Annotated in this window: 19 protein-coding genes and 1 pseudogene; 10 read left to right on the top strand and 10 right to left on the bottom strand. The window is 68.8% G+C overall.

The window, feature by feature from the left end; genetic code table 11:
* The first annotated feature begins 170 nt into the window (after positions 1–170).
* On the top strand, positions 171–1,853 hold the full coding sequence (locus DAT35_RS07500; protein WP_233261344.1) for a DUF885 domain-containing protein: 1,683 nt from the start codon (positions 171–173) through the stop codon (positions 1,851–1,853).
* Between the two features lie 14 nt (positions 1,854–1,867).
* Here the strand turns inward: DAT35_RS07500 and DAT35_RS62305 are convergent.
* The 6 genes and pseudogenes from DAT35_RS62305 to DAT35_RS07470 all read right to left on the bottom strand — a co-directional run bounded on the left by DAT35_RS62305 (position 1,868) and on the right by DAT35_RS07470 (position 9,635).
* Positions 1,868–2,682, bottom strand: a pseudogene (locus DAT35_RS62305) (nucleotidyl transferase AbiEii/AbiGii toxin family protein).
* Between the two features lie 116 nt (positions 2,683–2,798).
* Positions 2,799–3,362: a type IV toxin-antitoxin system AbiEi family antitoxin domain-containing protein gene (locus tag DAT35_RS07490; protein ID WP_108066192.1), complete on the bottom strand. Its 564-nt coding sequence runs from the start codon at positions 3,360–3,362 to the stop codon at positions 2,799–2,801.
* 88 nt (positions 3,363–3,450) lie between these two features.
* The gene (locus tag DAT35_RS07485) at positions 3,451–6,021 is read right to left on the bottom strand and encodes a DUF5916 domain-containing protein (RefSeq protein ID WP_108066191.1); all 2,571 of its coding nucleotides are present in this window, start codon (positions 6,019–6,021) and stop codon (positions 3,451–3,453) included.
* A gap of 36 nt (positions 6,022–6,057) precedes the next feature.
* On the bottom strand, positions 6,058–7,026 hold the full coding sequence (locus DAT35_RS07480; protein ID WP_146209606.1) for a 4-hydroxy-3-methylbut-2-enyl diphosphate reductase: 969 nt from the start codon (positions 7,024–7,026) through the stop codon (positions 6,058–6,060).
* A gap of 114 nt (positions 7,027–7,140) precedes the next feature.
* Entirely contained in the window at positions 7,141–9,243 is a 2,103-nt protein-coding gene (locus DAT35_RS07475; protein WP_108066189.1) for a M56 family metallopeptidase, read from the bottom strand.
* Positions 9,240–9,635 (bottom strand): BlaI/MecI/CopY family transcriptional regulator, encoded by a 396-nt coding sequence (locus DAT35_RS07470; protein WP_108066188.1) that lies wholly within the window; start codon positions 9,633–9,635, stop codon positions 9,240–9,242. Before DAT35_RS07470 ends, DAT35_RS07475 begins: the two co-directional genes overlap by 4 nt.
* A gap of 151 nt (positions 9,636–9,786) precedes the next feature.
* On the opposite strand from DAT35_RS07470, the gene DAT35_RS07465 reads away from it, so the two are divergent.
* From DAT35_RS07465 to DAT35_RS07450, 4 genes are all read left to right on the top strand, one after another.
* Positions 9,787–10,191, top strand: coding sequence for a GFA family protein (locus DAT35_RS07465; RefSeq protein ID WP_108066446.1), 405 nt, complete (start codon positions 9,787–9,789; stop codon positions 10,189–10,191).
* A 176-nt stretch (positions 10,192–10,367) separates the two neighbouring features.
* Positions 10,368–10,991 carry a MarR family winged helix-turn-helix transcriptional regulator gene (locus DAT35_RS07460; protein ID WP_108066187.1) on the top strand — a complete coding sequence of 208 codons (624 nt, stop codon included), beginning with the start codon at positions 10,368–10,370 and terminating at the stop codon, positions 10,989–10,991.
* Between the two features lie 20 nt (positions 10,992–11,011).
* Positions 11,012–12,427 (top strand): cytochrome P450, encoded by a 1,416-nt coding sequence (locus tag DAT35_RS07455; RefSeq protein WP_108066186.1) that lies wholly within the window; start codon positions 11,012–11,014, stop codon positions 12,425–12,427.
* 144 nt (positions 12,428–12,571) lie between these two features.
* Positions 12,572–13,762 carry a phage capsid protein gene (locus DAT35_RS07450; protein WP_108066185.1) on the top strand — a complete coding sequence of 397 codons (1,191 nt, stop codon included), beginning with the start codon at positions 12,572–12,574 and terminating at the stop codon, positions 13,760–13,762.
* A 365-nt stretch (positions 13,763–14,127) separates the two neighbouring features.
* On the opposite strand, the gene DAT35_RS07445 is transcribed toward DAT35_RS07450, so the two are convergent.
* The 3 genes from DAT35_RS07445 to DAT35_RS07435 all read right to left on the bottom strand — a co-directional run bounded on the left by DAT35_RS07445 (position 14,128) and on the right by DAT35_RS07435 (position 16,565).
* On the bottom strand, positions 14,128–15,066 hold the full coding sequence (locus tag DAT35_RS07445) for a DUF4382 domain-containing protein (protein WP_108066184.1): 939 nt from the start codon (positions 15,064–15,066) through the stop codon (positions 14,128–14,130).
* Positions 15,067–15,309: 243 nt separating this feature from the next.
* Positions 15,310–15,546, bottom strand: a complete 237-nt coding sequence (locus DAT35_RS07440; protein ID WP_108066183.1) for a hypothetical protein — start codon at positions 15,544–15,546, stop codon at positions 15,310–15,312.
* 86 nt (positions 15,547–15,632) lie between these two features.
* Positions 15,633–16,565: a transposase gene (locus DAT35_RS07435; RefSeq protein ID WP_108066445.1), complete on the bottom strand. Its 933-nt coding sequence runs from the start codon at positions 16,563–16,565 to the stop codon at positions 15,633–15,635.
* A 534-nt stretch (positions 16,566–17,099) separates the two neighbouring features.
* On the opposite strand from DAT35_RS07435, the gene DAT35_RS07430 reads away from it, so the two are divergent.
* Positions 17,100–17,468: a hypothetical protein gene (locus DAT35_RS07430; protein WP_108066182.1), complete on the top strand. Its 369-nt coding sequence runs from the start codon at positions 17,100–17,102 to the stop codon at positions 17,466–17,468.
* Between the two features lie 15 nt (positions 17,469–17,483).
* Here DAT35_RS07430 and DAT35_RS07425 read toward each other — a convergent pair whose 3' ends face one another.
* Entirely contained in the window at positions 17,484–18,338 is an 855-nt protein-coding gene (locus DAT35_RS07425) for a hypothetical protein (RefSeq protein WP_108066181.1), read from the bottom strand.
* Positions 18,339–18,455: 117 nt separating this feature from the next.
* On the opposite strand from DAT35_RS07425, the gene DAT35_RS07420 reads away from it, so the two are divergent.
* From DAT35_RS07420 to DAT35_RS07405, 4 genes are all read left to right on the top strand, one after another.
* Entirely contained in the window at positions 18,456–21,800 is a 3,345-nt protein-coding gene (locus tag DAT35_RS07420) for a two-component regulator propeller domain-containing protein (RefSeq protein ID WP_233261341.1), read from the top strand.
* Positions 21,778–22,431 carry a response regulator transcription factor gene (locus DAT35_RS07415; protein ID WP_108066180.1) on the top strand — a complete coding sequence of 218 codons (654 nt, stop codon included), beginning with the start codon at positions 21,778–21,780 and terminating at the stop codon, positions 22,429–22,431. The genes DAT35_RS07420 and DAT35_RS07415 overlap by 23 nt, the downstream gene beginning before the upstream one ends.
* A gap of 172 nt (positions 22,432–22,603) precedes the next feature.
* On the top strand, positions 22,604–23,260 hold the full coding sequence (locus tag DAT35_RS07410) for a hypothetical protein (RefSeq protein WP_108066179.1): 657 nt from the start codon (positions 22,604–22,606) through the stop codon (positions 23,258–23,260).
* Positions 23,250–25,529, top strand: a complete 2,280-nt coding sequence (locus tag DAT35_RS07405; RefSeq protein ID WP_146209605.1) for a hypothetical protein — start codon at positions 23,250–23,252, stop codon at positions 25,527–25,529. The genes DAT35_RS07410 and DAT35_RS07405 overlap by 11 nt, the downstream gene beginning before the upstream one ends.
* The last annotated feature ends 7 nt before the right edge of the window (positions 25,530–25,536 follow it).

Here is a 25,536-nt window from a genome sequence, read left to right as displayed (position 1 = left end):
CTTCACTCCAGGGGGCTTCCCCGCCGCACGAGGGAGATCGACACTGCGGGCTCCACCCCTCGTCGCGAGTCGCCGTGATTCTTCGTACCACCCTCTGCTGTGCCGCCCTGCTCCTGACTCCCGCGTGCGCTTCGCGTTCGGGAGCTGGAGCGGCGGCTTCCGCGTCCGCCATGGCCTCCACTCCCGCAGATGCCGAGTACGCCCGCTTCGCCCGCGAGTACCTCGACGGGTACTACGCCGCCCACCCGGTCCGCTCGACGAACCTGGGCCTGCACCAGCACGACACGCGGTTGCCGGACATGTCGGCCGGAGCCTTCCAGCGCAGGGCCGGGGAGCTGCACGGGTGGCTCGCGCGGCTGGAGAAGCTGGACCGGGGGGCGCTCACCGGGGACGCGGTGTTCGACGTGCGCATCCTGGAGAATGCCATCCGCGCGGAGCTGCTGGAGTTGGAGGAGGAGCGGGGTTGGCAGCGCAACCCGATGCTCTACAACAGCACCATCGCGAGTGGCCTCTCGTCGCTGTCGCAGCGCGAGTTCGCACCGGTGGAGGAGCGGGTGCGGAGCCTGATGGCGAGGATGGAGCGGATAGCGGAGGTGGTGGCGGCGGCGAAGGCCAACCTGCGCGACGTGCCGAGGCCGTGGGCCGAGCAGGCCTTGCGAGACACACGAGGCACGGTGGGCTTCCTGCGCTCGGACCTGCCGAAGGCGCTGGAGGCACAGGGGCTGTCGCGGGTGGACGCGGCGCTGCGCCAGGAGCTCTCCGCCGCGTTGACGAAGGCCACGGCCGAGGTGGAGGGCTTCGCGCGGTGGCAGGAGCAGGAGCTGTTGCCGAAGGCGAACGGAGACTTCCGGCTGGGGCGGGTGCTCTTCGAGCGGAAGCTGGCGCTGGAGGAGCACGTGGAGCTGACGGCCGGGCAGCTTCGGGACATCAACGAGCGGGCCATCCGGGAGTATCAGACGAGGGTGGCGGCGGAGGCTGCGCGGGTGGACGCGACGAAGTCTCCGGTGGCGGTGATGGACGCGCTGGTGCACGACCATCCGACGGCGGAGGAGCTCATTCCGACGGCGCGCAAGCAATTGGAGGAGTGCCAGCGGTTCGTGTTGGAGAAGGGGCTGATGACGCTGCCATCAGAGCGGTTGCCGATGGTGCGCGAGACGCCGCTGTACGCGCGGATGGGCTTCGCATCGATGGACACACCGGGGCCGTTTGAGACGCGGGCGACGGAGGCCTTCTACAACATCACCAACGTGGAGCCGGGGTGGACGGCGGAGCAGAAGGCGCAGCACCTGACGTACTTCAACCACGCGGGGCTGCTGGGAGTCACGGTGCACGAGGCGATGCCGGGGCACTTCGTGCAGTTGCTGTACGAGGCCCAGATACCCACGGAGGTGCGCAAGGTGTTCTCGCCGGCATCACTGGTGGAGGGCTGGGCGCACTACGTGGAGCAGATGATGGTGGACGAGGGCTTTGGAGGGGGAGACCCGTCGGTGAGGTTGGGGCAGTTGAGGCGGGCGCTGCAGAGGCATGCGCGGTGGCACGCGGGCCTGTCGATGCACGCGTTTGGCGAGTCGGTGGAAGGGGCGGCGAAACGGTACGCGGAGATTGCGTACTTCGAGCCCTTCCCGGCATTGCGAGAGGTACAGCGCGGCACGTTCAACCCGACGTATCTCTATTACGCGCTGGGGCGGATGCAGATCCTCAAGCTGCGCGAGGACTACAAGCGCTACCTGGAGGCACGAGGACAGAAGTTCTCGCTGCGAGACTTCCATGACCGGTTCCTGAGGCTCGGACTGCCCGTGTCGCTCGCGCGGCAGGCCCTGATGCCCGGGGACACCGGTCCCTCGCTGGAGTAGGAGCGAGGGGGGCCTCACTCCCAAGTCCAACGGTCGGGCTTCCACGTCTCCCCTCCGCTGCCCAGGATGGGGTCGAGGAATGTGCTCGCGGCGCGGTAGACGTCCGCGAGTGTGGTCCAGGGCAGTCCATCGTTTCGAGCCATGCGCTCGTAGATAGGACTCCAGGAGGAGGGCGGGGGAGGGACTGCGTTCGGCAGAGGATGCGAGCGGCGGAAGGAGAACGTCTCTTCGAGCGCCGAGCGCAGGAGCCTTCTGTCGAAGGTGCCCGTCTGGGCCAGGAGTGCGAGGTCGGGCAGGTCCTTCACTCTCGAGTTCTCTCGTTCTCTCGTTCTCGCGGGAGCGTGTAGGCGTGCAGCTTTTCGGCGACGTGGGATTCGCGCGGGTAGATGCGCAGCCGCGACCGGGGGACGCCCGCGAAGGAGAGGAAATCACTGCCCTCGATGGTTTCGGGGGTGCCCACCAGCACGTCTCCAAACGCGGCATCTACGCCGAAGGGCTCCCCGTAGGGGCGACCATCCAGCCGGGTGTGCACGCGGAAGCGGCGGCCTTCGTAGACCACTCCTTCGCCGTTGATGATGTCGCCCTGAGGACCAGCGCTCACCTCGAAGAAGAGCGGCTCCTCCGCTGGTGTTCTCCCCGCGGCTTGGAGTTGTCCCAACAAAGCATCCGGCTTCCCGGTGCAGCGCAGATCCACATCCTTGGTGGTTCGTGCTCGAGAGAGGCGCAGTTCGAGGGCAATGCCTCCTTTGAGCGGGGTGTTCTCACCCAGGATGGCGAACACGCGTACGAGAAAGCGGTCGAAGATGAGTCGCTGGCGGAGCCGATTCATGGGCATTCCGCTGGATGCGGCCGCGGCGCGCAGGCGTGCTTCGAGCGCCTGTTTGAAGGCCGCGGAGGTCCGGTATGGATGGGAACTCACGCCCGCAGGTTACTCATGAGGTCACCTCAATGGGAATGACCTTTCATGTTCTTCAGCTCCGCTGCACTGGCGAGACCCCGCCGGAGGAGCTGCCTGCGAGCCGTGTGGATGAACTCGGGAGACACATGGGCGGCCATGCAATCCACGAGTGTGCGCAGGGGCGAGGTAATGGGAACTCCGCCCACCCAGGTTCGCTCGGTTTCGCCGACGTCTGCGTAGTACAGCCGTACGCCTTCGGGGACGCGCAGCCGTCGATGTGACCATGCCGCTGGCAGAGTGAGGTGATACACCGCAGGCAGGGCGTCCGAGAGATCGTGGAGCAAGAGCGCAGTCTCGTGACTGAAGACACCCGCCTGCTCGCTCCAGAGCCAGAGCACGATGAGGTCCTCGTGCTCTCCAGCAGGGTAGTGGGTGAGACGGTAGACACCGCGACGGACTCGCTGCAGTCGTCCCTGCTTCACATGGTGGGTCAGGAGTGGCAGCGAGTAGCCGGCCTCCTGTGCCTGCTGCGTGGTGATGTAGCCACCCTGGCCAGCGGCCACCTCGTAGATTCGACTCCAGCTGGGCGCGTCCGGGCGATTCACCTGCATGCACGAATGTTAAACCCGATTTAACATTCGTGCACGAAGCCAGACGTCGGAGAGGGGACAGGCGGGCGAGTGTGCCCTTCCCGAGGGCTCACACGCCCCAGTACCAGCTCCACTTCACCATCAGCGCGTCATTGGCCGCGCCCGCCATCAGGCCCTGCGGCATCAGCGTGTGCGGCGGCCGCACGCCGTCCGCTACCGGGTAGCGCTGCTGCCCGCGCGTGTACACCACGTACAGCGTCGAGCCCAGCCGGTACTCCCAGCGCAGCACCACGTTCAGGTTCAGCGCCACGTCGTGGAAGTCGTCCGTGTTCTCATGCTCCACCGGCGTCAGGCTGGCGAAGCGGATGGGCGTGTGCCTCGCGTCCGACACGCCCTCGTAGTACGTGCCGTAGGCGCCATACGACGTGAAGAGCTGCGCATACGCCTGCAGCGTCAGCTTCGGTGTCACCACCCACTGTTGCCGCAGCGTCAGCGACAGTGTGTCCGATAGCAGCGGGCTCAGCAGGAAGCGGTTGTCGCCCAGGTCGTCGATGTAGCGCGGCCCCGTGGGGGTGCGGTCCAGGAGCAGCTCGAGCCGCGTCTCCAGCGCCGGGTGCGGCCTCGCCGTCCCGTACAGGTTCACCGTCCAGCCCCATGCCGGGTCCACCGGGCCCGCCGCCTGGGTATGGCGCCCCAACGAGACGTAGCCTCCCGCCGACACCGGCCGGTTCGGGTTGGTGTCCCCGAAGATGTCCACGAAGGCCGAGTTCGTGTTCTCCAGCGGCACGCCCGAGCCCTTCACCGCGCGCACGTCCCAGCCGCCGAAGTCCACGCCCGCCTCCATGCCGATGGCGTCGAAGCTCGGCAGCTGCACGCTCGTGTTGAAGTTGATCCAGCTTCCCCGGTTGATGCCCCGTCCGTCCGTCGTCCACCGCGTGCCTCCGGACAGGTTGGCGAAGTAGGCCTTCAGCGGCCCCATGCCGTTGGGGCGCTGGTAGCGCAGCCCGACGCGGGGCGCGTGCTCGTTCTGTGTGCGCAGGAAGCCGCTGGGGTTCAGGTCCAGCCGGGGCGAGGTGAAGTCATAGCCCACGTCCCAACGGAAGCCCTCGCCGCCGTACTTCCCCGCGCGCACGTAGCCGCCATACCCCGTGTCTCCCTGGCGCAGCACGGTGCCATCCCGCAGGGTGCGCTCGGGCAGGCCGCCCACCGTCTGTGAGCCCTCCACCTGCCCCATCACCCCGTACACCCCGTCCGCCGTCTTCAGGTCGAAGTCCACCGCCGCGGCATTGCCACCCCGCGCCAGGCACGGGGCCGGTTGCAGCTCCTCATCGAGCTCCGCGTCCTCCCGCGTGCAGCCACTGACGAGGGGCGTGGCCATCGTCACCATGCCGCCCACGCGCGAGCCCTCGCCCACCTTCCCGCGCACCACCGCCGCCAGGTAGTTCATGGGCACCGCCGGGTCCGTGGGCAGCGCGTTGTTGGGCCCCACGTGCAGCGGCCGATTCAGGTACATGCCCACGGTCCGGTCCGGCCGCTCCTCGTCCACGTCCCGCTTCCACGGTCCGGTGACGACCGCGTCCAGCACGCCCACCTCCACGCCCGGGACCACCGTGCCCGTCAGCTTCGTCGCCCCGAGGATGGGCGTCTCCAGTCCGATGCGCCGCGAGTAGAAGAGCGTCTGCGGCATCCCCTGTCCGCCCACCGGGTTGAAGAGCTCCAGGCCCTGCGTGAAGAAGGTGCGCTTCTCCGGGAAGAAGGCCTCGAAGGTGGACAGGTTGAGGATGAGCTGGTCCGCCTCCACCTGGCCGAAGTCCGGGTTGAGCGTGGCCGTCAGTGCCAGGTTGCTGGTGAGGGCCGCGCGGAAGTCCAACCCCAGGTCCAGCGACGGGTCCACCAGCCGCGGCCAGGGCCTCGCCTCGTCCGAGAACTGCGGCCGGGCCACCGTGCGCGCCGCCAGGTAGGGCACCAGCTCCACCGCCCGCTGCGGACGCAGCTCCTCCAGTCCCGTCAGGTGCCCCAGGCGCGACACCACCGCGTTGCTGGTGCGCGGGTTGAGCACCGTCTCCAGCTCCTCGTTGCGGCGGGCGATGTCCCGGCGCACCGAGAAGCCCCACGTCTGCACCGGCGTCTCGGGGAAGCGCAGCAGCGACAGGGGAATGGCGAACTCCGCCACCCACCCCTCCTGGGTGCTGTCCACCGCCGCGTCCCACACCCCGTCCCAGTCCGAGGTGTAGTTCCGGTCGTCGTAGTACAGGCCGTCCGACAGCACTCCACCCGCGTTCACCGTGAAGACGTACGCCGTGCGGTGGTCGTGCGTCGTGTCCAGCAGCACCTTCACCCGGTCCGAGTACAGGTCGCTGTCCCGGCGCCCCAGGTTGCGGTTGATGAGCGCCGGCTGGGAGTCGTGGCAGGTGACGGCGATGTAGACGTTGCGATCATCGTAGAGGACGCGCAGCTCGGTGCGCTCGCTGGGGTCCTTGCCCGCTTCCGGGAAGCGCTGAACGAAGCCATCGAAGACGGGGGCCTTCGCCCACGCGTCCTCGTCGAGCCGGCCGTCCACCGCCACCGGGCCGCTCGCCCGCGCCGCGCGGAGGAACTGGTTGCGGCCAGGTCCCTCGACGGCGGCGGAGGCCGTTGCTGCCCACACGACTCCCGCCGTCAGAATCCACTCACGCAGCATGTGAAAGACCCCCCTCTCGTGGTCTTTGGCCCTGTACTACTGCTTGCTCGCGTTCTTATTCCTGGAGAGGGAACGGACGTAGCTCCCGTCGATTGCGTGAATGCGCATCTGCACGAGTTGCTCGATGGTCACGTTCGGATAGCCGGCCTCTCGGATCTCCCGGACATACGCAGGGGTGACGCCGTGGATGCGCATGGACACGAGCTCGTCCAGGGTGGGCCTGGCGAAACCCAGGCCCTTGACCTCGCGGATGAAGTCCGGGGTGACGCCGTGGATGCGCATGGCCACCAGGTTCTCCAGGGAGAGCTCCCCGAGGCCCAGGCCCTTCGCCTCGCGGATGAACTGCGCGGTGACACCGTGGATGCGCGTGGCCACCAGGTCGTCGAAGTCCAGCTTGCGCAAGCCCAGCTCGGCGAGCTCGCGGACGTGCTCCGGCGTCACCTTGTGGATGCGCGACTGGATGAGCTCCTCCAGCGTGAGCTTGTCGTAGCCGGCCGCCTTCATGGCACGGATGTGCTCAGGCGTCACCTGGAAGATGGCCACCTGGAGCAGCTCGTCGTGCGGAATCTTCGTGTAGCCGAGCTCCGCCAGCGCCTTCACCCGCGCCGGGGTCATGTCGAAGAGGGCGAAATGGAACTGCTCCTCCAGGGTGACCTCCGTGTAGCCGAGCTTCGCCATCTCCTGGCGCCAGGTGGCGTTGGGCTCGAACTGGTAGTGGCCCGCGCCCTCACTGTTGGCGAAGCGGCCCTCGAAGCTCACGGTGCCCGCCTCGCGCACGAGCTGGAACTTCGTGTCCGAGCCATCCGCGGTGTTCAGCCCCTGGAGGGCCGAGCGGGGCAGGGTGAGGCCCATCTGGCCGTTCTCCTTGACCTGGAAGTTCATCATCAGTCCGTCCTCGAGCGGCCTGGCAGTCCACGTGCCGGTGTACGGCGCAGCGGCCAGCGCGGAGACGGTCCACAGCAGCACGGCGGCGAAGAGCGGGTACGGCATCCTGGGAGTTCTCATGGTTCGGATTCCTTCGGAGTCACTTCGGGATGTTTCGGGCAAAAGAGGGCCCAGCGGCGCGCGCGGGGAGCGCGGCCGTGGGCTCGTGGGAGGTGAGGGGAAGGGGACTGCCGGTTACTGCTTCTTGCGCAGCGCGCGGATGAAGTCCGCGTCCACGCCGCTGGTCTTCAGGCGGACCAGCTCGTCCACCGAGAGCTTGTCGAGCCCCTCGTCGCGCAGCTTGCGGATGAAGTCCGCGTCCACGCCGAGGGCACGCAGCTGCACCACTTCTTCCGCGGGGAGCTTGTCCAGCCCGGACTCGCGCAGCGTGCGCAGGTACTCCGGGGACACGCCGAGCGCCTTGAACTGCCCCAGGTCCTCCCCGGAGAGCTTGTCGTAGCCCGCGGCCTTCATCGCCTGGATGAACTGTCCATTCACGCCGAGGGCGCGCAGCTCCACGAGGTCTTCGAAGCTCAGCTTGTCGTAGCCGGCGGAGCGGAGATCGTTGATGAAGCGCTCGTCCACGCCGAGCGCCATCGCCTGCGTGAGCTCGTCCGCGGAGAGCTTGCCGTACCCGGCCGCCGCGAGCGCCTTCACGCGCTCGGGCGTCACGCCCAGGTGCTTCATCTCCACCAGCTCCTCGGCGGTGGGCTTGCGGCCCAGCACGCCCGTCATCTCCTTCACGAACTCGGGCGACACCCCGGCGTGGCCGAACTGCACCAGGTTGCCCACCGTGGGCTCGTAGCCGAGCGACTCCACTTCCTTGATGCGCTCGGGCGAGATGCCGGCCACCTTGAGCGCGACGAGCTGATCCACCGAGAGCGGCTTCGTACCCACGCGGGTCGTGTCCTCGTCCTCGTCGTAGTCCGAATCGGGATTCGGGTTCGGGTTGGGATTCGGGTTCGGGTTGCTGGCGATCGTCAGCTTCGGCACGGGCACCGGAACGGGTACGGGCACCGGAGCCTGGGCGAGGAGGGGGTTCGTCAGCGAGTCACCGGAAGTCAGCGAGGTCACGACGCTCGACGCCACGGTCATGGCCAGATCCCGGGCCACGGGAGCCAGGGCCTGCGCCACTTGCGGAGCGGCACCCGGGACGCTCACGGAGAGCCCGGCTGAGGACGGAGCGCTCACCGGAGCGGGGGAGGCCGGAACCTCGGCCGTCGCGGTGGTGCGCTCGGGGAGGACGAGGGCCGCCAGGGGGGCTGCCACCGCCACGCCGCTCATCAGCGTGACGACCGAGGCACCCGCCACCCATCGCGAGGAGCAGCGCGCCGCGGGCGCACCCACCAGCCGGCGGACGCGGTCCGTGAGCGAGCCACCGAGCGCGGACATCGCTGGGCTCGTGCTCCCCAGGGGCATCGCGCGCAGGGCCTCGAGCGCGGTGAGGGCGCGGGCGTAGGAGACGGCGTTGCCGCTCGTGCCCACGGCGATGTCGTCGCAGCAGTGCTCGCGCTCGGCGCGGATGACGCGCGACATCCACCACACCGCCGGGTGGTAGAAGAGGAGCGTCTCCACCAGCGTCTGCACCATGTTCACCGCGAAGTCGTAGCGGCGGATGTGGGCCAGCTCGTGCGCCAGCACCATCTCGAGCTGCCGCGCCGACAGCCCGGTGAGCGCCGTCACGGGCAGCAGCACCACCGGCCGCAGCCAGCCCACCGCCGCCGGCACGTCCAGCGCCGCCGAGCGCAGCAGCCGCACCGGGCGCGTCATGCCCAGGCGCAGGGACAGCCGCTCCAGCGCCTGCTGCCATTCGGCGGGCGCGGGCTCGGCCTCACGCACCAGGCGGCGCAGCTTCAGCCACCCCGAGAGCAGCCGCAGCGAGGACAGCGCCACGCCCAGCCCCCACGCGAGCACCAGCCAGTGCATGTGTTCGCCCATCAGGGCCAGCGTCTGCTCCAGCACGGGCGTGGAAGCGGAGTCATTCGGGGTCTCACGGGAGAGCACCTCCGACTGTGCGAGCGGTGCCACCGGAGCCGCCATCGCCACGGGCGTGTGCGTCCGCGCCGGGGCAGGGGACCGCGGGAGCGGCTCGGGCTGCGTGGCATAGGTGCGCCAGACGGTGAGCGCGGGCAGCACGAGCATCAGTGCCAGTGCGCCACAGGCCAGCAGGTAGCGCACGGAGGCCGCGCGGCGATCGAGCACGCGCAGGGCCACTCCCAGCGCCACCGCCACCAGCGCGCCCTGCCACAGCAGGTGCAGCAACGCCCAGCCCAGGGACTGCAACAGGGTTCCGTTCATGGCGTCTCCTCCTCCTCGAGCGTGTCCAGCAGCTTGCGCAGCTCGGCGAGCTCCTCCGCCGAGGCCCTCTTCGTCGACAGCGCCTGCATCGCGAGTTGCGTCGGCGAGCCGCCGAAAGCCCGGTCCAGCAAGTCTGTCACGAGCTGCCGCTGCGTCTTCTGCTGCGTGGCTCGCGCCGTGTACACGTGCGCCCGCTGGGACTCGTCGCGCTGCACGAGCCCCTTGTCCGTCATGATCTGCATCAACTTGAGGACCGTGGTGTAGCCGGTGCCCTCCGTGCCCTTGTTCAGGGCCTCGTGCACCTCTCGCACCGTGCTCGGGCCTCGCTCCCACAACACCTGCAGGATGCCCAGCTCCGAGTCCGTTGGACGCGGCAGCTTCTGTTCACTCATTGCGCTCCCTCCCGTCAGCCTACTGAGGAAAGTATACGAAGGGATTCGTAGATGTCAACGAAGGCCTTCGTAGATGAGGCGGATGTCGGGTGGAGAGCAGGGGCGAGAGACGGCGCGCGAAGGAGGCGGCGCGCTCTGGCATGAGGGCCGGATGAAGAGGAACTACCAGGGGAGCTGCCATTGCGGCGCTGTCCGCTTCGAATGTGAGCTCGACCTGGCCCAGGGGACGAGCCGGTGCAACTGTTCCATTTGCGCCAAGACGAGGTTCTGGAAGGCCATCGTCAAGGCCGGCGAGTTCCGGCTGCTGAGCGGAGCGGACGCTCTGTCGGACTACCAGTTCGGCAGCCACTCCATCCACCACCTCTTCTGCCGCCGCTGTGGCGTGAAGCCGTTCGGGCGAGGCTACCTGGACGCGCTCGGAGGGGTGTTCTACGCCGTTAATGTCATGTGTCTGGACGACGCCCCGGTCGAGGAATTGGCGCAAGCGCCGGTCCGCTACGAGGACGGCAGGCACGACCACTGGGAGTCGCCTCCCGCGGAAACCCGCCACCTCTGACCCGCGCTGGAGTCCATCCAACCGTCCAGGCCTCCTGTTGCCTCCGTGCGCACCAAGAGGCCCGGAGGTGTGTGCGTGCAGGATACGCTCGCGGGTTTACATGATTGTTTGCTTCGCATACCGTTTACCAAGGAAAAGAATCCGGCCCGCATGGCCGCGAGTCAGGAGTGGAAACGATGACCAGGAGCGACCCAACCATCGACTACGCGCTGCGCGCGCTTCGGTTGCTTCCCCGCTTCCACCGGTGGGCCGCGGCGAGCGTGCAGGCCAACCACCTCGGCGGGGAGCTGAGCCTGCGCCAGCTCACCGTGCTCTATTCCATCCGGGACGGCATCTCCTCGCCCGGGCAACTGGCGCGGCGGATGCTGGTCACTCCGGCCGTCATCACCGGTCTGCTCGACCGCTTGGAGCGGCGCGGCTATGTGCGGCGCGAGACCGAGCCCGACGACCGGCGGCGCCTGCGCATGGTGCTGACGGAGAGCGGATTGGCGGTGGGACAGGAGGTCCGGCAGGCGCTGGCCCAGCAGATGGCCGCCCAGTTCGCGAGTGCCTCCTCCTCGGAGCTGAAGGAGCTGGGCCGCGCGCTGGACCTCCTGGAGCGTTCGCTCGGCGCGCTGGAGAAGCTCACTCCCACGGCCCCGGCGAGTGGTCCGGAGGACGAGGCGGAGTGGGACCTTGCCTCCGAAGAGCAGCGCCCGGCCTCCCCACGAGCCCGGAGCTCCCGAAAGGCAAACGGGGGCCGGGCTCCCAAGACATCCAATCGGCGGCGGGGGACGCCCGTGAAGAGTGGCCGCAAATGACGCGAAGGACGGAGGACGCAATGACGACGAACACCGCGGACGCGCAGAAGCAGTCAGTGATGGCAGTGCCGGGCGAGGGCGGAACCTGCCCCGCGAGGGCCCTCCGGGAAGCCCCGATGGTGGACTCCGTGGTCCTGGACAGGGAGAGCCCGGAGTTCCTGGCCACCGCCCACGCCACCTATGCGGACCTGCGGGCCACGGCGCCCGTGGTGCGCTGCCCCTTCGGCCGCGGCATCGTGGATGGGTCTCATCCAGTGGGCTCCCGGGCTCGCGAGTCCGGCAGGGTTCCTGGGCGTGAGCGGCTCTTCGTGACCCAGTACGACGAGGCCGTGTCCGCGCTTCTCGACGAGCGCCTCTCGTCCGACTTCCGCTCGGCGATGACGCCCGAGCAGCGCATGCAGATGGAGTCCTCCATGCCCGAGGAGTTCCGGCCCATCGCGCACAGTATCCTGATGCTCGACCCGCCCGACCACACGCGGCTGCGCAAGCTGGTCCAGCCCAACTTCACCGCTCGCGCCATGGAGGTGCTCAAGCCGCGCGTCCAGCGCATCGTCGATGCGTTGCTCGACGCCGCCGAGCGGAAGGCGGTTGAGCACGGTGAGTCCGCGCCCGAGCGCCAGATGGACCTCATCGAGGCCTTCGCGTACCCGCTACCCGTCACGGTCATCAGCGACATGCTCGGCATCCCGGTGGAGGATCGCCAGAAGGTCCATGGATGGGCGGAGGCCCTCCTGCGCTCCGACCGCAAGGACGCGATGAGGGAGGAGGGGGTGCGCGCCGGACTGCGGGCGTTCTCCCAGTACCTGGACGGTCTGTTCGAGCGCAAGCGGCGTGAGCCGGCCGAGGACATGATCAGCCAGATGCTCCACGTCCAGGAGGACGGCGACACCCTGAGCCACCAGGAGATGGTGTCGATGGTGTTCATCCTGTTCTTCGCCGGGCATGTGACGACCGTCAACCTGATTGGCAATGGCATCGTCGCGCTCCTGACCCACCCGGAGCAGCACGCCCGCTTCCTGGCGGAGCCCACCGCGCTGTCCAAGGGGATGGTCGAGGAGACGCTGCGCTACTGGGGACCGGTCGACTACATCAGCACGCCCCGCATCGTGATGGAGGAACTCGAACTGGGCGGAACGCACATCCCCAAGGGGGAGAACGTGTCGGTGGGACTCGCCTCGGCCAACCGGGACCCCGAGCGCTTCTCCCATCCGGACACGTTCGACATCACCCGTCCCGATGCCCACCGGAACATCGCCTTCGGCAAGGGCATCCACGTCTGCATCGGGGCGCCGCTGGCCCGTATCGAGGCGCAGCTCGCCTTCGAGTCCCTGTTCCAGCGCTTCCCGAAGCTGCGGCTGGCCGTTCCCGCCGAGGAACTGCAGTGGGGCACCGGCTCCGGGCTGAGAGGGTTCCAGCGGATTCCCGTCCTGTTCTAGCCGGCTCCCCGGCCGCGGGCGGCGTCCCTGGTCGATGTGCCGGAGACGCTCGCCCTGGCCGGGTTCGTCAGTGATTGGGTGATTTGCGCGTTTTGCTGCTTAATCTCTTGATTCCTGGATGGCTCTCCCGGCACGCTGGAGGCCATGACCGCGACCTCCCTGACGCGCCGCCCTGCCTCCAGCCTCCATCGCCGGCTCCTGATGGCGCTGGCCCTCCTCTCCGTGCCGCTCTCCGCATGCGTGCCCGAGGAACTTCCCGATAGCACCGAGACCCTCGCGCGGAATGAAGCGGCGCTGCCCGGCGGGGGCTGGCGGGTGTTGATGGCCAGCGGTGGCGCGCCGATCCGCACCATTACTCGCCGCTCCGATGGACTCTTGCTGGGCGGGGCGAGCACGGGCCACGGCATCACGGTCTGGGCGAGCCGCGACAATGGCGCGAGCTGGTACGTCCACGGCTCGGTCGCCAACAACCCGAACGTGGAGTTCGGCGACGTGACGATGCTCGCCATCCCGGGCTCTCACACCGTCTTCTGCGCCTTCCGCGAGTTCTCCAGCGGCCAGTGGCGCATCACCGTCACTCGCAGCGACAACGATGGCGACGGCTGGGTCTACGACAGCACCGTCGTCGGGCCGACCCCCCGCTTCGTGGGAGCGCCGTTCCTCTTCCAGCGCGCGAACGGGGACCTCCAGGTCTATTACGACTCCGAGCTGCTCGCCGCGCAGCTCGGCTACCCCGGCCACCAGTGGATCGCCATGCAGGGACGGCGTGGCACCACCGGGGCTTGGGACGCGTATGGCGTCGTGGCCGTCTCCTGGGACAAGCGCGCTGGCGCGCTCAACCGCGAAGGCATGGCCACCGTCGTGCAGCTCGGAGGGGACCGTCTCATGGCCGTCGTCGAGGGCGTCGAGCCCTTCGCCACCGGCGGCGCCCACGCCAATGTCATCAACGCCGTCCAGTCGTGGGACGGAGGCAGGACCTGGGACGAATCCCTGCGCCGCACTGTCTACGCGTCGCGGGTCGACCCTGGCTCCGGGCGGCGCTACAACGCCTACGTGCCCTTCGCCATCCGCGTGGGCAACGGGCCCGTGGGCGTCGCGTTCTGCACCGACGAGGACAAGGCGGGGGCGCCCGACTCCTCGAGCGCCCCCGTCGACCAGCGCAACTGCCACGTCGGCTACGTGAGCACGACCACCAACTTCGAGACCTGGTCCGGTACGAGCCCCGTGTGGACCGCTACCTCGCGCAACTACACGCCCGGCCTCTTCGAGCGCGCGCCCAATGACGTCATCGCGGTGATCGACGCGCTCGGCACGAGCCGCGTCCTGCTGCGCTGAGCGCACCGTGCCGGTGTCACCGTGCCGGTGTCAAAGAAGTCGCCCCGTGCCGGTGTCAAAGAAGTCGCCCGTGCCCGGGACAGGTGTCAAAGAAGTCGTGGCCCGTGCCGGTGTCAAAGAAGTCGCCCGGCCCGGGACAGGTGTCAAAGAAGTCGTGGCGACCACCGTGCCGGTGTCAAAGAAGTCGCGTCTCGTCGAGCGACGGGTGTCAAAGAAGTCGAGCGACGAGAACCGATTGGACGCGCGGAGGGAATGAGAGGGGAGGAAGGCTGGGTTTGATTCCTTTGATACCATCTCCGATGCCATCTCCGGACACCATCTCCGCCATCCCCCCGACACCATTCCCCCATCCCCGCGTTATGGCGCTAAAGAGCGGAGGCCGACTTGAGGGTGAATGCCTGCTTCTGCTCCTGGCCCGAGCCGATGGAGACGGGGGCCGGCACAGCCGGGTTGGTCGTGAAGCTCACGCCCGCGGGGGCGGTGAAGTTGATCTCGTAGCTGCCGGGGACGAGGAACTTGAACTGTGCCTCGAACACGCCATCGCCGTTGGTGTCGGTCAGGGCGATCTCCTCGGCGGCAGGTGCAGAGGCTCCATCTGCGCTGGTCTCGGTGCTCTTGAGCGTGGCCTTGAAGTCCGCCAGCGTCACCGCCTTGCCGTCGACGGTGGGCAGGGTGACGGTCGCGTCCTTGGTAAGGGTGACGGTCACACTGCCGCTGAGGGTGATGTCCGCGCCCTTGACGACCGGCTTCATCACCCACTTATCGCCCTGGCCGCGCTCCTTGCCGAAGCTCTGGGACACGTCGAAGTCCACCAGGATGACCTTCTGCTCGCCGGAGACCTCTACGTCGCCGTCGAACTTCACCTTCAGCCCCGAGGAGTTGTAGCTCGGTGTCTGCAGGTTGCCGGTGACCTTGGCGCCCGCGGGCAGCCCCGCGTAATCGTTGGAGGTGGCGTAGATGAGCGAGCTGCCGTCGGCCTGCTCGACCTCGATGTAGGCGCCCGAGATGACGAAGCGCAGCTCCTTGTAGGTGCCCGCCGGGACGACGGCGTCCTTGACGAGGTCCGCAGTGTCGTTGGCCAGGGTCACCAGGTTGGTGGTCACCGGCGTGTCGCGGAGGACCAGCTTGCCCCCGTCACCCTGGAGATAGACTTCCGAGATGGTGACGACGGCCGATTTGAAGTCGCCGGGGGCGTCGGTGAGCTTGATGGTGACGCGGCTCTCGCCAAGTTCACCGCAGGAGGTGATGACGAGGCCAAAGGCGAGCGCGAAGAGACCGAGCGCCAGGAACTGGATGTGCTTCATGGAGGGATGCTCTGGGTTCGAGAGACAGCGACATGAGCCCGACCGCTCACGTGCGTTCTCCTCAAAGACCCTGATGCGAGCGCTTCGGCCACGGGCGGGATAGGTGTCCGGGATAGGTGTCAAAGAAGTCGAGCGACACGAACCGATTTCGAAACCTTTGACTCCATCCCCGGAAGGTGTCCACCCGAAGTGGGGCTTGTCTGCGGTTCCCTCCGCCAGGGAGCCTGGCGTGCTCGTACGCGCTCAGTGGCGGTTGTCGAACTGGATGCCTTCCCGGACCTCGCTGATCGCCTGCTCGGTGAGGCTGATGGCCTTGACTCGGTGGCCGCCTTTGTCGGCCGTGGCGTTCTTCAGCTCTCCGAGCGCTTGCTCCAGGTGGCTCAGGGCGTCCCGCATATGGGGCTGGCGCTCGGCATAGGCGTGGTTGGCGGCACAGCCGAGGAAGAAAGCGACGGTGGCGGCGATGAGGGGGCGGCGCATGTTGGACTCCTGAGGTAGTGGGTGATGCGTGAGGTTCACGCCTCACCCATGAACCCGCCTGCGTCGCGAAGGTTGCGGGAAGGGGGTCAAAAAGGTCGAGCGGCGCGAACCGATTGGACACGCGGCGGGAAGGAGAAGGGGGGAAAACGGGCCGAGAAGTCCCCCTGCATCCACTGCGCTGCGGCCTTTCGGAACGCTGCGACGAAGGCACGGTACTGCTCGCGCAGTTCCCGTAGAGCTTGGCTCGTGGACGCATGCCCCATGGGCCGAGGGCTGCGTTTGAGACGCTCGGGCCGGGTATGCGGGTGCTGCGCCTGCACGGCCTGCGCGCCCAAGACAGGCTTGCTCCGTGCTCGAGCCACGGCTTCCTCCTCCTCCACGAGCCCTCGCACCGCTCGCTGCTTCTGCTCTTCTCCCAAGCCCTCCCAGCATGGCAATGGTGCCACTTCCAACTCCACGGGCTCGGCCCATTCCTCCGCGAAGCGCCCCGTCCCTGCCGCCATGTTCGTGCTTCCCCGTTTGCTCCAGCGCTTCGTCCAGTTGAACCACCGGAACAGCCGCCGCGCAGGCCCCAGCAACTGAGGCAGGCAGGTGAGGCCCGGCCATTCGGCACTTCTCTCCACGAGGCCCTCCTTTACCCCGTGGGCCAGCACGTAACGCAGCCGCCCCACCAGTGCTGTGTCGTCCAGTACGGGCTCTGCTGAGTAGCGCCGTTCCCAGAAGCTGCCACTCCAGTCCACCAACCGTCCGACCTTCCTGGAGAGGTTGGCGCGCAAGTACTGCATGAAGGATGCGAGTGCGGCCCCCCGAGCCCATACCAGCAGATGGAAGTGGTTGGAGGCGAAGGTGAAGGCATGCAGCCGCACGGTGCCAGCGCTCTGCAACACGGCCCGTGCCAGTACGCCTCCCACCACCTCGTTCACCTCCTGGCTGGGTCTCAGCAGTAGCCGCCCTTGAAAGCACCTGGACGTGACGAAGTAGTAGCCCTCCTCCTGGAACATCCTCAGCGGCCAGCCCATCCCCTCCCCCTGCACACCGCAGTTACTCACAGGGCACTCTGCACCCCGTAGGCCAGCCTCAAGTAGGCAGAAGGACTAGGCTTCTGGTGGCGGCACCTGTCTCGCCAAGGAGCCGCCCGAATCCCGTTCGCGTGCGAATCCTTTGACACCAATCCGGGCGGGCGGGCGGGCGAGCCATCCTCGGGCGAGTCCTTTGACACCTCCGGGGCAGGCGGCGAGACCTTTGACACAGCCATTCTGCCATTCTCGGCGGCGAGACCTTTGACACAGCCATTCTCGACACCATCGGCGGACACCATTCAGGCGGGCGAGTCCTTTGACACCATCGACGGACCACCATCGACGGGGGCGAGTCCTTTGACACCATTTAGGAGGCAGGCGAGTCCTTTGACACCATTCAGGGACACCATTCAGGGGGCACACGAGCCGATTGTCTGCCTGGCTGCACCGGGCCTGCACCGGGAGGGGGACTTCCAGCCCATGGGTGCACGCCCCACCTTCCGGGGAGGTTGGTGTGTTCAGCAGGAGGCTCGGATGGCGGACAAGCGCAAGGAAGGAACGGGGCAGCCAAAGCGGACGGTGGTGAGGCGTCGCCGGACGACAGGTGGGGCCGCGGGGCGCCTCGCGGTGCGCCGGGACACCGCCGCGTACAGCCGCACCGCTCTGGACGAGCACGCGGTGCAGGTGAGAGAGCAGATCGAAGCCGCGCTCGCCGAGGCCCGCCGCGTCCGGGAGGACATCACCCAGCGCATCGACCGGCGCCTGCATGAGGAGGACGAGGGCAAGGCCGGCAAGCTCATCACGAAGCTGACGGCCAAGGCCCGCCTGCGAGCGGTGAAGCCGCTCGGCCCCGAGCTTCGCGGCAAGGGCGAGGACTCGAGCCGGCCCCGGCCTTCGAAGTAGCGAGGACCGCGGGGACTACGGTGCTCCCCGCCTCGTGCGGACCTGCTCGAGCGCGGCCTCGAGCTGCCGCGTGTAGTCCACGCCGGTGTCCTCATCGACGAACCGCTGGCCCGGTGCCAGGAAGTAGCCGGAGCGCGCATAGGCCACCTGGAGGAATCGGGCCTGCTGTTCGGGGTCCAGCTCGCGCCAGCTCCGGTCCTCGTCCAGCGCCGTGCGCCAGTCCGCGCCGTCTCCGAATCCCCGAGCCCACAATGTCTCGCACACGTGGTCCGTGCCACCCGTCTGGTATTGCCAGATGTGCCCCATGCCCCGCATCAGCAGGTGCATGGGGAGCTGGCCCGCCCCCGATTCCTTCCGGGGAAGGTCCCGCGGCACATAGAGCGTGTTGCCGAGCGCGAACGGGCGGCCGGCGAGCGCGAGCAGGCCCAGCCTTCCGACCTTGAGGCGCACCCGTTCGTAGTCGAGGCCGTCACCGAACACCTTGCGCAGCTCGGTGAGCTGCTTCGCGGCGAGCCGGCACCCCACGGGCTCCACGCCGAGCAGCGTCTGGGCTCCGCTCAGCAGCCGTCCCCCGAGGCTCAGCATCACGTCCAGGGGCAATCGCACGAGCGTCATCACCGCCCGGCGCAGGTGGTTGCTGCCCCTCGCGAACCTCCCCACGAGAAGCCCCCCAATCCCGAAGGCGAGACACCTCACGGCCATCCCGAGGCTCCTCATCACTCCGAGGACCACACTCGCGAGACCTGAGAACAACAGAGGGGAGCCGCTCGGGGCCGGTTCGACCCGGGCCACGAGCGCCGTGTCGGTGGAGGGCTCCGCGGGAGGAGGGCTCGAGAGGGCGGGGAACTGGGGCAGGGACCGGGTGCCCATGACATCTCCTGGGAAGCAAGCAACCTGGGCTGCGCACGATGGGTCCGCCCTTCCGGCACGGCACCTGCTCCCGGAGGGCGGGTGTGCGCTGTCCAACGGACCTGCGGCCCTGCGTTGATGGGAACCCGACGATGGGCCGAGCACCCGGGCAGGCACCTGGAGGCGGGCGCGCCCAGGTCCGCGGGGCTCGTCCCGTGGGGGACTGCTGGTACGGTGCCAGGGGTGTCCGCTGTCTCGCGTGGTGTGGTCAGACTCCTCGGGAGCACCCTGCTCCTGCTGCTCTTGACGGGCGCTTCGTCCGGTGCGCCGCGGCTCGACTTCCGCGAGGTGGGTGTCTCCCGCTCCTTCGATGCGGAGATGATCACCGAGGTGTTCCGCGACCGTGTGGGGCTGCTGTGGATTGGAACGCTCGAGGCGCTCTACCTCCATGACGGCCAGCGCTTCCGCAAGTTCCAGCACGAGGTGGGCCACCCCGACTCCCTGTCGAGCAGTGCCATCCGGATGCTCCATGAGGATGCGCTGGGCCGGCTGTGGGTGGGGACGAACACGGGGGGGCTGAACCTGCTCGACCGGGCGCGCTGGTCGTTCCAGCACTTCCGCCACGACCCCGCGGATCCAGCGAGCATCAACGATGGCGGGGTCTTCGCGCTCGCGGACGCGGAGGGGGGGCGGCTGTGGGTGGGGACGGCGACCGGGCTCTGCCTGCTGGACCCGGCGACCGGCCATGCCTCGCGGACCCCGCTGCTGCCCGGGGGCGGGGACGAGTTCGTCATGGTGCTGCACCGTGAGGACTCCGGGACGCTCTGGGCCGGCACCGTCGGCCGGGGCCTGTTCCGGCGGCGCGCGGGCGAGCCCTTCTTCGAGCGTGTTCCCGCGGAGTCAGGAGGGCTCGCCGCCCAGGACGTCTTCAGCCTCGCGCCCGCCGAAGGAGGTGGGCTCTGGGTCGGCGCGCGGGAGGGTCTCTACCGGTGGACGCCTGGCGCCACGCACCTGAGCCGCGTGGTGCTCTCGCCGCCGGAGCTCTCCGCGGCGCTCCTCAACGTCACCGAGCTGAAGCCGGATGGAGCGGGGACGCTCTGGATTGGCACCTACGGCGCGGGCCTGTACCGCCTGGACACGGCGACCGGGCGGCTGGCCGTGGAGTCGATCCCCGTCGAGGGCGCGGGGGGGCAGCACATCGACCAGGGGGCGATGGCGCTGGACGCACAGCGGGGCTTGTTCGTCGGCACCTTCGGCGCGGGGCTGTTCCGGGCCTCCCTCCATCCGCCGGTCCTCCACCGCGTCGACACGGTGGGCTCGGAGGCCGCGAACGCCCTGGCACACGGGGACATCTACGCAGTGCTGCCCGATGGTGACGGGCGCCTGCTCCTGGGCCACTACGGCGACGGCGTGGCGAGACTGACCGTGGCCACGGGTGCGGTGGAGCAGCTGGTCCTGCCCTCTCACGAGGCGGTGAACGTGAATGGTGTCCTCTCCCTGCTGCGCACCCGCGAGGGCCCTCTCTGGGGCGGCATCTCCGATGGCGCATGGCGCTTCGATCCGGTCACCGGCGACTTCCGGCTCTATCTCCGGGGACTGGGCCAGGGAGAGGGCCGGGCGCCGGGCTTCGTCTACTCGCTGCTCCAGGACGCCAGAGGCCGCGTGTGGCTGGGCGCTGGAGGGGGCGGCCTCTATCGCTACCAGCCGGAGACCGATGACTTCATCGTCTTCCGTCACTCCGCCGCGAATCCTCGCTCGCTCCCCGATGACTTCATCACGGTGCTGATGGAGGACCGTCGCGGGCGGCTCTGGGTGGGCACGCGCTCGGGAGGGGCCGGCGTCTGCACGGTGGAGGGGGCGTCCCTGGACTGTACGTGCCTCGTCCCAGGCGGCTCGCCGGGGCTCAGCCACCACCACGTCAGCTCGCTGCTGGAGGACCCCTCTGGCGCCGTGTGGATTGGCACCGTGGGTGGGGGGCTCCAGCGCGTCGTGCTCGACGCACGAGGAGCCATCTCGGGGCTGGAGCGTTGGACTCGCGGCGAGGGCCTCATCGACGACCATGTGATGGCGCTCGCGCGCTCGCCGGACGGGGCGCTGTGGGTGTCGACGCGCGCGGGGCTCTCGCGCTTCGACGAGGTGTCAGAGCATTTCGAGAACTACGCTGCCTCCGACGGGCTGCCGACGGTCGCCTTCAATCCCAAGGCCGTCGCGCTCGACGGGGGGCGGCTCTACTGGGGCACCGTGAAGGGCGTCGTCGCGTTGGACCCCTCCGTCCGGCCCCAGCGAGGCCCCACGCCCCCCATCCTCATCACCTCCATCGAGGGCATGGAGGCGCCGCCCGACCGTCCCGTGTGGGAGCTGACGTCCCTGGAGGTGCCCTGGGCGCAGCCCTTCTCGCTGGAGTTCGCCGTGCTCGACTTCAGCCGGGGCGATGCGGAGTACGCCTACCGGCTCACGGCCGATAGTGCCTGGCTGCCACTCGGGTCGCGCAGCCAGCTCACCTTCCACGCGCTGCCGCCCGGTGACTACCAGTTGAGCATCCGGGGACGCGCTCCGGGACGGGACTGGAGCGAGACGCCTCCGCTCGCGCTGCATGTCGCTCCCCCGTTCTGGCGGCGTGCCGAGGTCCGCATTGGCGCGCTGGTGCTGGTCCTGCTCGGGGTGGTCGCGGGCCTGGGCTTGCGGACGCGGGCGCTGCAGCGGCGCAACCAGGCGCTCCGGGCGCTCCAGGCGGAGCGGGAGCAGGCGCTCAAGGAGGCCCGCTCCAGTCGTGACAGCCAGCGCGAGGCCTTCGCCCGCTTGCGCCGCCTGACGATGCGGCTGGAGGCGGCGAAGGAGGAGGAGCGCAAGCACCTCTCCCGGGAGCTGCACGACGAGTTCGGCCAGGCGCTCACGGCCGTGAAGATCAACCTGGGCCTCGTGACCGCCGCGCAGCGTGCCGCCGGCCCGGGGGCGGACCGCCTCGCCGAGACGATTGGATTGGTGGACCGGCTCATCGGTCAGGTGCGAGCGCTCTCCATCGACCTCCGTCCGCCGCTGCTCGACGAGATTGGCCTCGTGCCGGCCCTGGAGAGCTACCTGCGAGGCGTGGGACAGCGCGGGGGCGTCGAGCTCGGCTTCGACGCGGCGCCGGACCTGCCGGTGCTCGGGGCGGAGAGGGAGATCGTCCTGTTCCGGGTCATCCAGGAGGCGGTCACCAACGTGCTGCGGCACGCGGGGGCGCGGCGCATCGACGTCCGGGTGGAGCCCGCCGGAGCGGCCGTCCGGCTGGAAGTGCGTGACGACGGGAAGGGTTTCACGCCCGAAGCGGTACTGGTGGGCGGCACCTCCCGAGGCTTCGGGCTGTTCAGCATGCAGGAGCGGGTGAGGGACCTGGGCGGCCGTTTCGAGGTGACGTCCCGCCCTGGCGAGGGGACGTGCATCGTGGCCGAGGTGCCACTCGCCAACGAGGAGGAGCACGGTGCGCGTACTGCTGGCGGATGACCACAAGCTGGTGCGAGCGGGGTTGCGGGCCCTGCTGGAGTCCCTGCCGGACGTGTCCGTGCTGGCGGAGAGCGGAGATGGCCAGGAGGTGCTCGAGCTGGCCGAGCGCCTGCGGCCGGACGTGCTGCTGCTGGACATCTCCCTGCCGGGGCTCAACGGTATCGAAGTGGCGCGGCGCCTGGCGCCCCTGAGCCCCGCCACACGGGTGCTCATCCTCTCCATGCACACCGCCACGGAGTACGTCGCCCAGGCGCTGCGCGCGGGTGTGGCTGGCTACCTCGTGAAGGACTCCGCGGTGGACGAGCTCAAGATGGCGCTGGAGTCGGTCCACCAGGGGCGCACGTACCTCAGCCCCGCCATCTCCGGGGCGGTGGTGGCGGGCTTCCTGCGCACCGGCGAGGGAGCGCCTACCTCGAACGAGCTGGACTTGCTCACCCCCCGCCAGCGCGAAATCCTCCAGCTCATCGCGGAGGGACACGGGACGCGAGGCATCGCCGCGCGGCTCGGCGTGAGCGTCAAGACGGTGGAGACGCACCGGGCCCAGCTCATGGAGCGCCTGGGCATCTACGACGTGCCCGCGCTCGTCCGCCTGGCCATGCGCCACGGGCTGGTGCCGAGCGAATCCACCTGAGCCTTCTCATCTCCCAAGTCTTCTCATCTTCTGAGCTTTTCCATCTGCTCGGGGATTCCCTGAGTGCGTCTCAGGGAGTCCCCGATGGTGGCACCTCCCGGCGGTCTCTACCCTCGGCGACGTGCTCCGGAAGACGTGTGCCGGGGCACTCACTGAAGTCTGGGAGGTCGACATGTCGTATCCGGAGTGGAGCCCGGCGGGCCGAGGCTCGTGGCGCGGAGTGCTCGTGCTGCTGGCGTGCCTGCTGTTCTCGGTGGATGCCTCCGCCTCGTCGGCGCGCAAGCGCAACCTGGTGGAGCTCATCCAGGAGTCGGACAGCATCCTCGTGGGCGCCGTGCAGAACATCACCGACGGCATCGATGCGCGCGGAGTGCCGTACACCGAGGTGACGCTGCGCGTGGATGAGAAGCTTCGCGGGAAGCACGAGGGCGGGACGTACACCTTCCGCCAGTTCGGCCTGCGGGCGCCGAGGAAGATGTCGAACGGTCGTACGTTGATGGCCGTCACTCCGGATGGCTGGTCGCGCTACGTGAAGGACGAGCGGGTGGTGATGTTCCTCTACGCGCCCGCGCGCATCACGGGCCTGCAGACGACGGTGGGCCTGCAGCAGGGCAAGCTGCGCATCTCCAACAACCGGGTGCTCAACGCGGCGGACAACGAGGGCCTGTTCGACGGCGTGATTGTGTCCCCGAGCCTCCTGAAGCAGGAGGAGGCCTCGATGCTGGCGACGAAGCGGGGCGCCGTGGATGCCGAAGCCTTCCTCGGCCTGGTGCGCCGCGCGGTGAAGGAGAACTGGGTGAGCCAGGGGAGGATGAAGAATGTGCGCTAGGACTCGCTTCCTCCGTCTCGGAGCCGCCGCGGTGCTCACCACGGCCACGCTGGCCCACGCCAGCGGCCCGCTCTACGTGGCTGACCCGGATCGCCACATCCCCTTCGCCTGGCCCAACGGCGTCCCCGTGCAGGTGTACACGGATCTGGGCCCCATGGGCGTGCTGAGCAACGAGACCGCGGATGGGCTCACGGCCTTCGCGTTCGGCCAGTGGACGAAGGTGCCCACCTCGGACTTCACGGCCACCGTGGTGGGGGACTTCGCCCGCCTGGGGTTGCCGGACATCACCGGGGCGAACGCGGATCAGATCGTCGGTACCTTCAACGGCGGTGGCATCCACGTCATGTACGACGATGACGGGTCCATCATCCGCGACTTCTTCGGCGCACCCGACGGAGTGCTCGGCATCGCCAGCCCCGAGTGGTCCGACGGAGCGACCATCACCGAGAGCTGGGTGGTGGTGAATGGCGCCGCGGTGGACCCCTCGGACACCCAGGGCGCGGGGTTCGCGGCCGTCTTCACGCACGAGTTCGGCCACTCCATCAACCTGGCCCACTCGCAGACGAACGGCGCCATCGCCTTCTACGGTGACGCGGCCGGCCCGGAGCGCTGCGAACTGCCGTACTCGACGCCCATCACCCTGAACGACATCGAGACGATGTATCCGTTCATCAGCCCGTCGGAGACGGGCGAGGCGCAGTCCACGGTGGAGCACCCGGACGACGTGGCCTCGCTGTCCAACCTCTACCCCGCGGCCGGCTGGCCCGGGAGCCGAGGCACCATCCGCGGCCGCATCCTGCTGACGGATGGCACCACGCCCCTGAGCGGCATCAACGTCATCGCGCGCAACGTCGACAACCCCTACGCCGACGCGGTGTCCGCGCTGTCCGGTGATTACAGCCAGGGCGAGTCCACCACGCCGGATGGCAGCTACACCCTCAACGGCCTGACGCCGGGGGCTCGCTACGTGGTGTACGTGGACGGCATCGTGCAGGGCGGCTTCTCCACGCCTCCCTCGCCGCTGCCCGGTGGAGAGGAGTTCTACAACGGCGCGGGCGAGTCGGGTCACTCGGAGACGGACGACCGCTGCGCCTACTCGGCGCTCTCGGCGGCGGCGGGCTCGCCCATCATCGCGGACATCCTCTTCAACGTGGCCGAGGCGGACGACAACTTCTTCGCCATTCCGGTGGGCAGCACCCAGCCCTCCAGCGTGTCGGCCAATGGCAAGGTCATCGTCGGCGGCTTCGCGGGGCAGGACGCGCCGAGCTGGCGGTGGACGGAGAAGGACGGCTTCACGGTGCTCGGTGGCAACGGCAACGCGAAGGTGGACAAGAGCGGCCGAGTCATCTCCGGCAGCTTCACCGGCGAGGATGGAATCATCCGCACGGGCTTCTGGACCGGAGGCGAGTCCTGGAAGGCGCTCCCGGTGCGCAAGGGCCTGGTGGGCTCGTGCGACGGGGTGGAGACCAGCCCCTTCGACCTCTCGGGAGACGGCGAGGCGGTGGTGGGCCTGGCGTACGGCCCGGAGGGCTGCAGCTCGCCGTTCGCCTTCCGCTGGACGGCCCGGCGCGGGCTGGAGGACCTCGGGGGCCTGGGGCCCTGGACGCGGGCGAACGCGACCAACGAGGACGGCCGCGTGGTGGTCGGGTGGAACGACCTCAACGAGCAGTACCCCGGCCGCATCGGCGTCTACTGGGAGCACGGCCGGCAGTACCTGATGGACCCGGACGTCCTCGTCGGTGAGGCGGGGGATGTCAGTGCGGACGGCTCCGTCATCGCCGGGCTGGGCGCGCCGGATGGCGGTGCGTGGCGCTGGGACGATCGCAGGGGCCTGGAGCTGCTCGGGAAGCTTCCCGTCCCCGGCCTGCCGGACTACTTCAACCAGGCGGGCGCGAGCGTGGTGTCGGACGACGGCTCGGTCATCCTGGGCTACTCGGGCTTCTTCATGCAGCGCGAGCCGTTCCTGTGGACGCGGGAGCTGGGCATGGTGAACTTCGGCGACTTCCTTCTCAAGCAGGGCATGTTCGGGGTCGAGCAGTGGGACCTCGGCACGCCCATGGCGATGAGCGCGAACGGCAAGGTCATCACCGGCTGGGGTTTCGGGCCGCTCGGCGTGCAGGGCTGGGCGGTGACGCTCAAGAAGGTGGCGGTGTGTGTGAACCCGAAGGGGTCGAAGCCGAAGACGAAGGAAGTCAGCTTCCCGCACGGGATGAACGAGCAGCTCGCGAAGGGCGCCCTCCCGGGCCGCTGCGAGTACGTGCTCCCGTGACGTAGCG

Origin of the sequence: Vitiosangium sp. GDMCC 1.1324 (assembly GCF_003044305.1) — a bacterium.
Taxonomy (GTDB): Bacteria; Myxococcota; Myxococcia; order Myxococcales; family Myxococcaceae; genus Archangium.
Note: the sequence above shows the minus strand (reverse complement) of the source record. Positions and strands in the feature narration are given on the sequence as shown.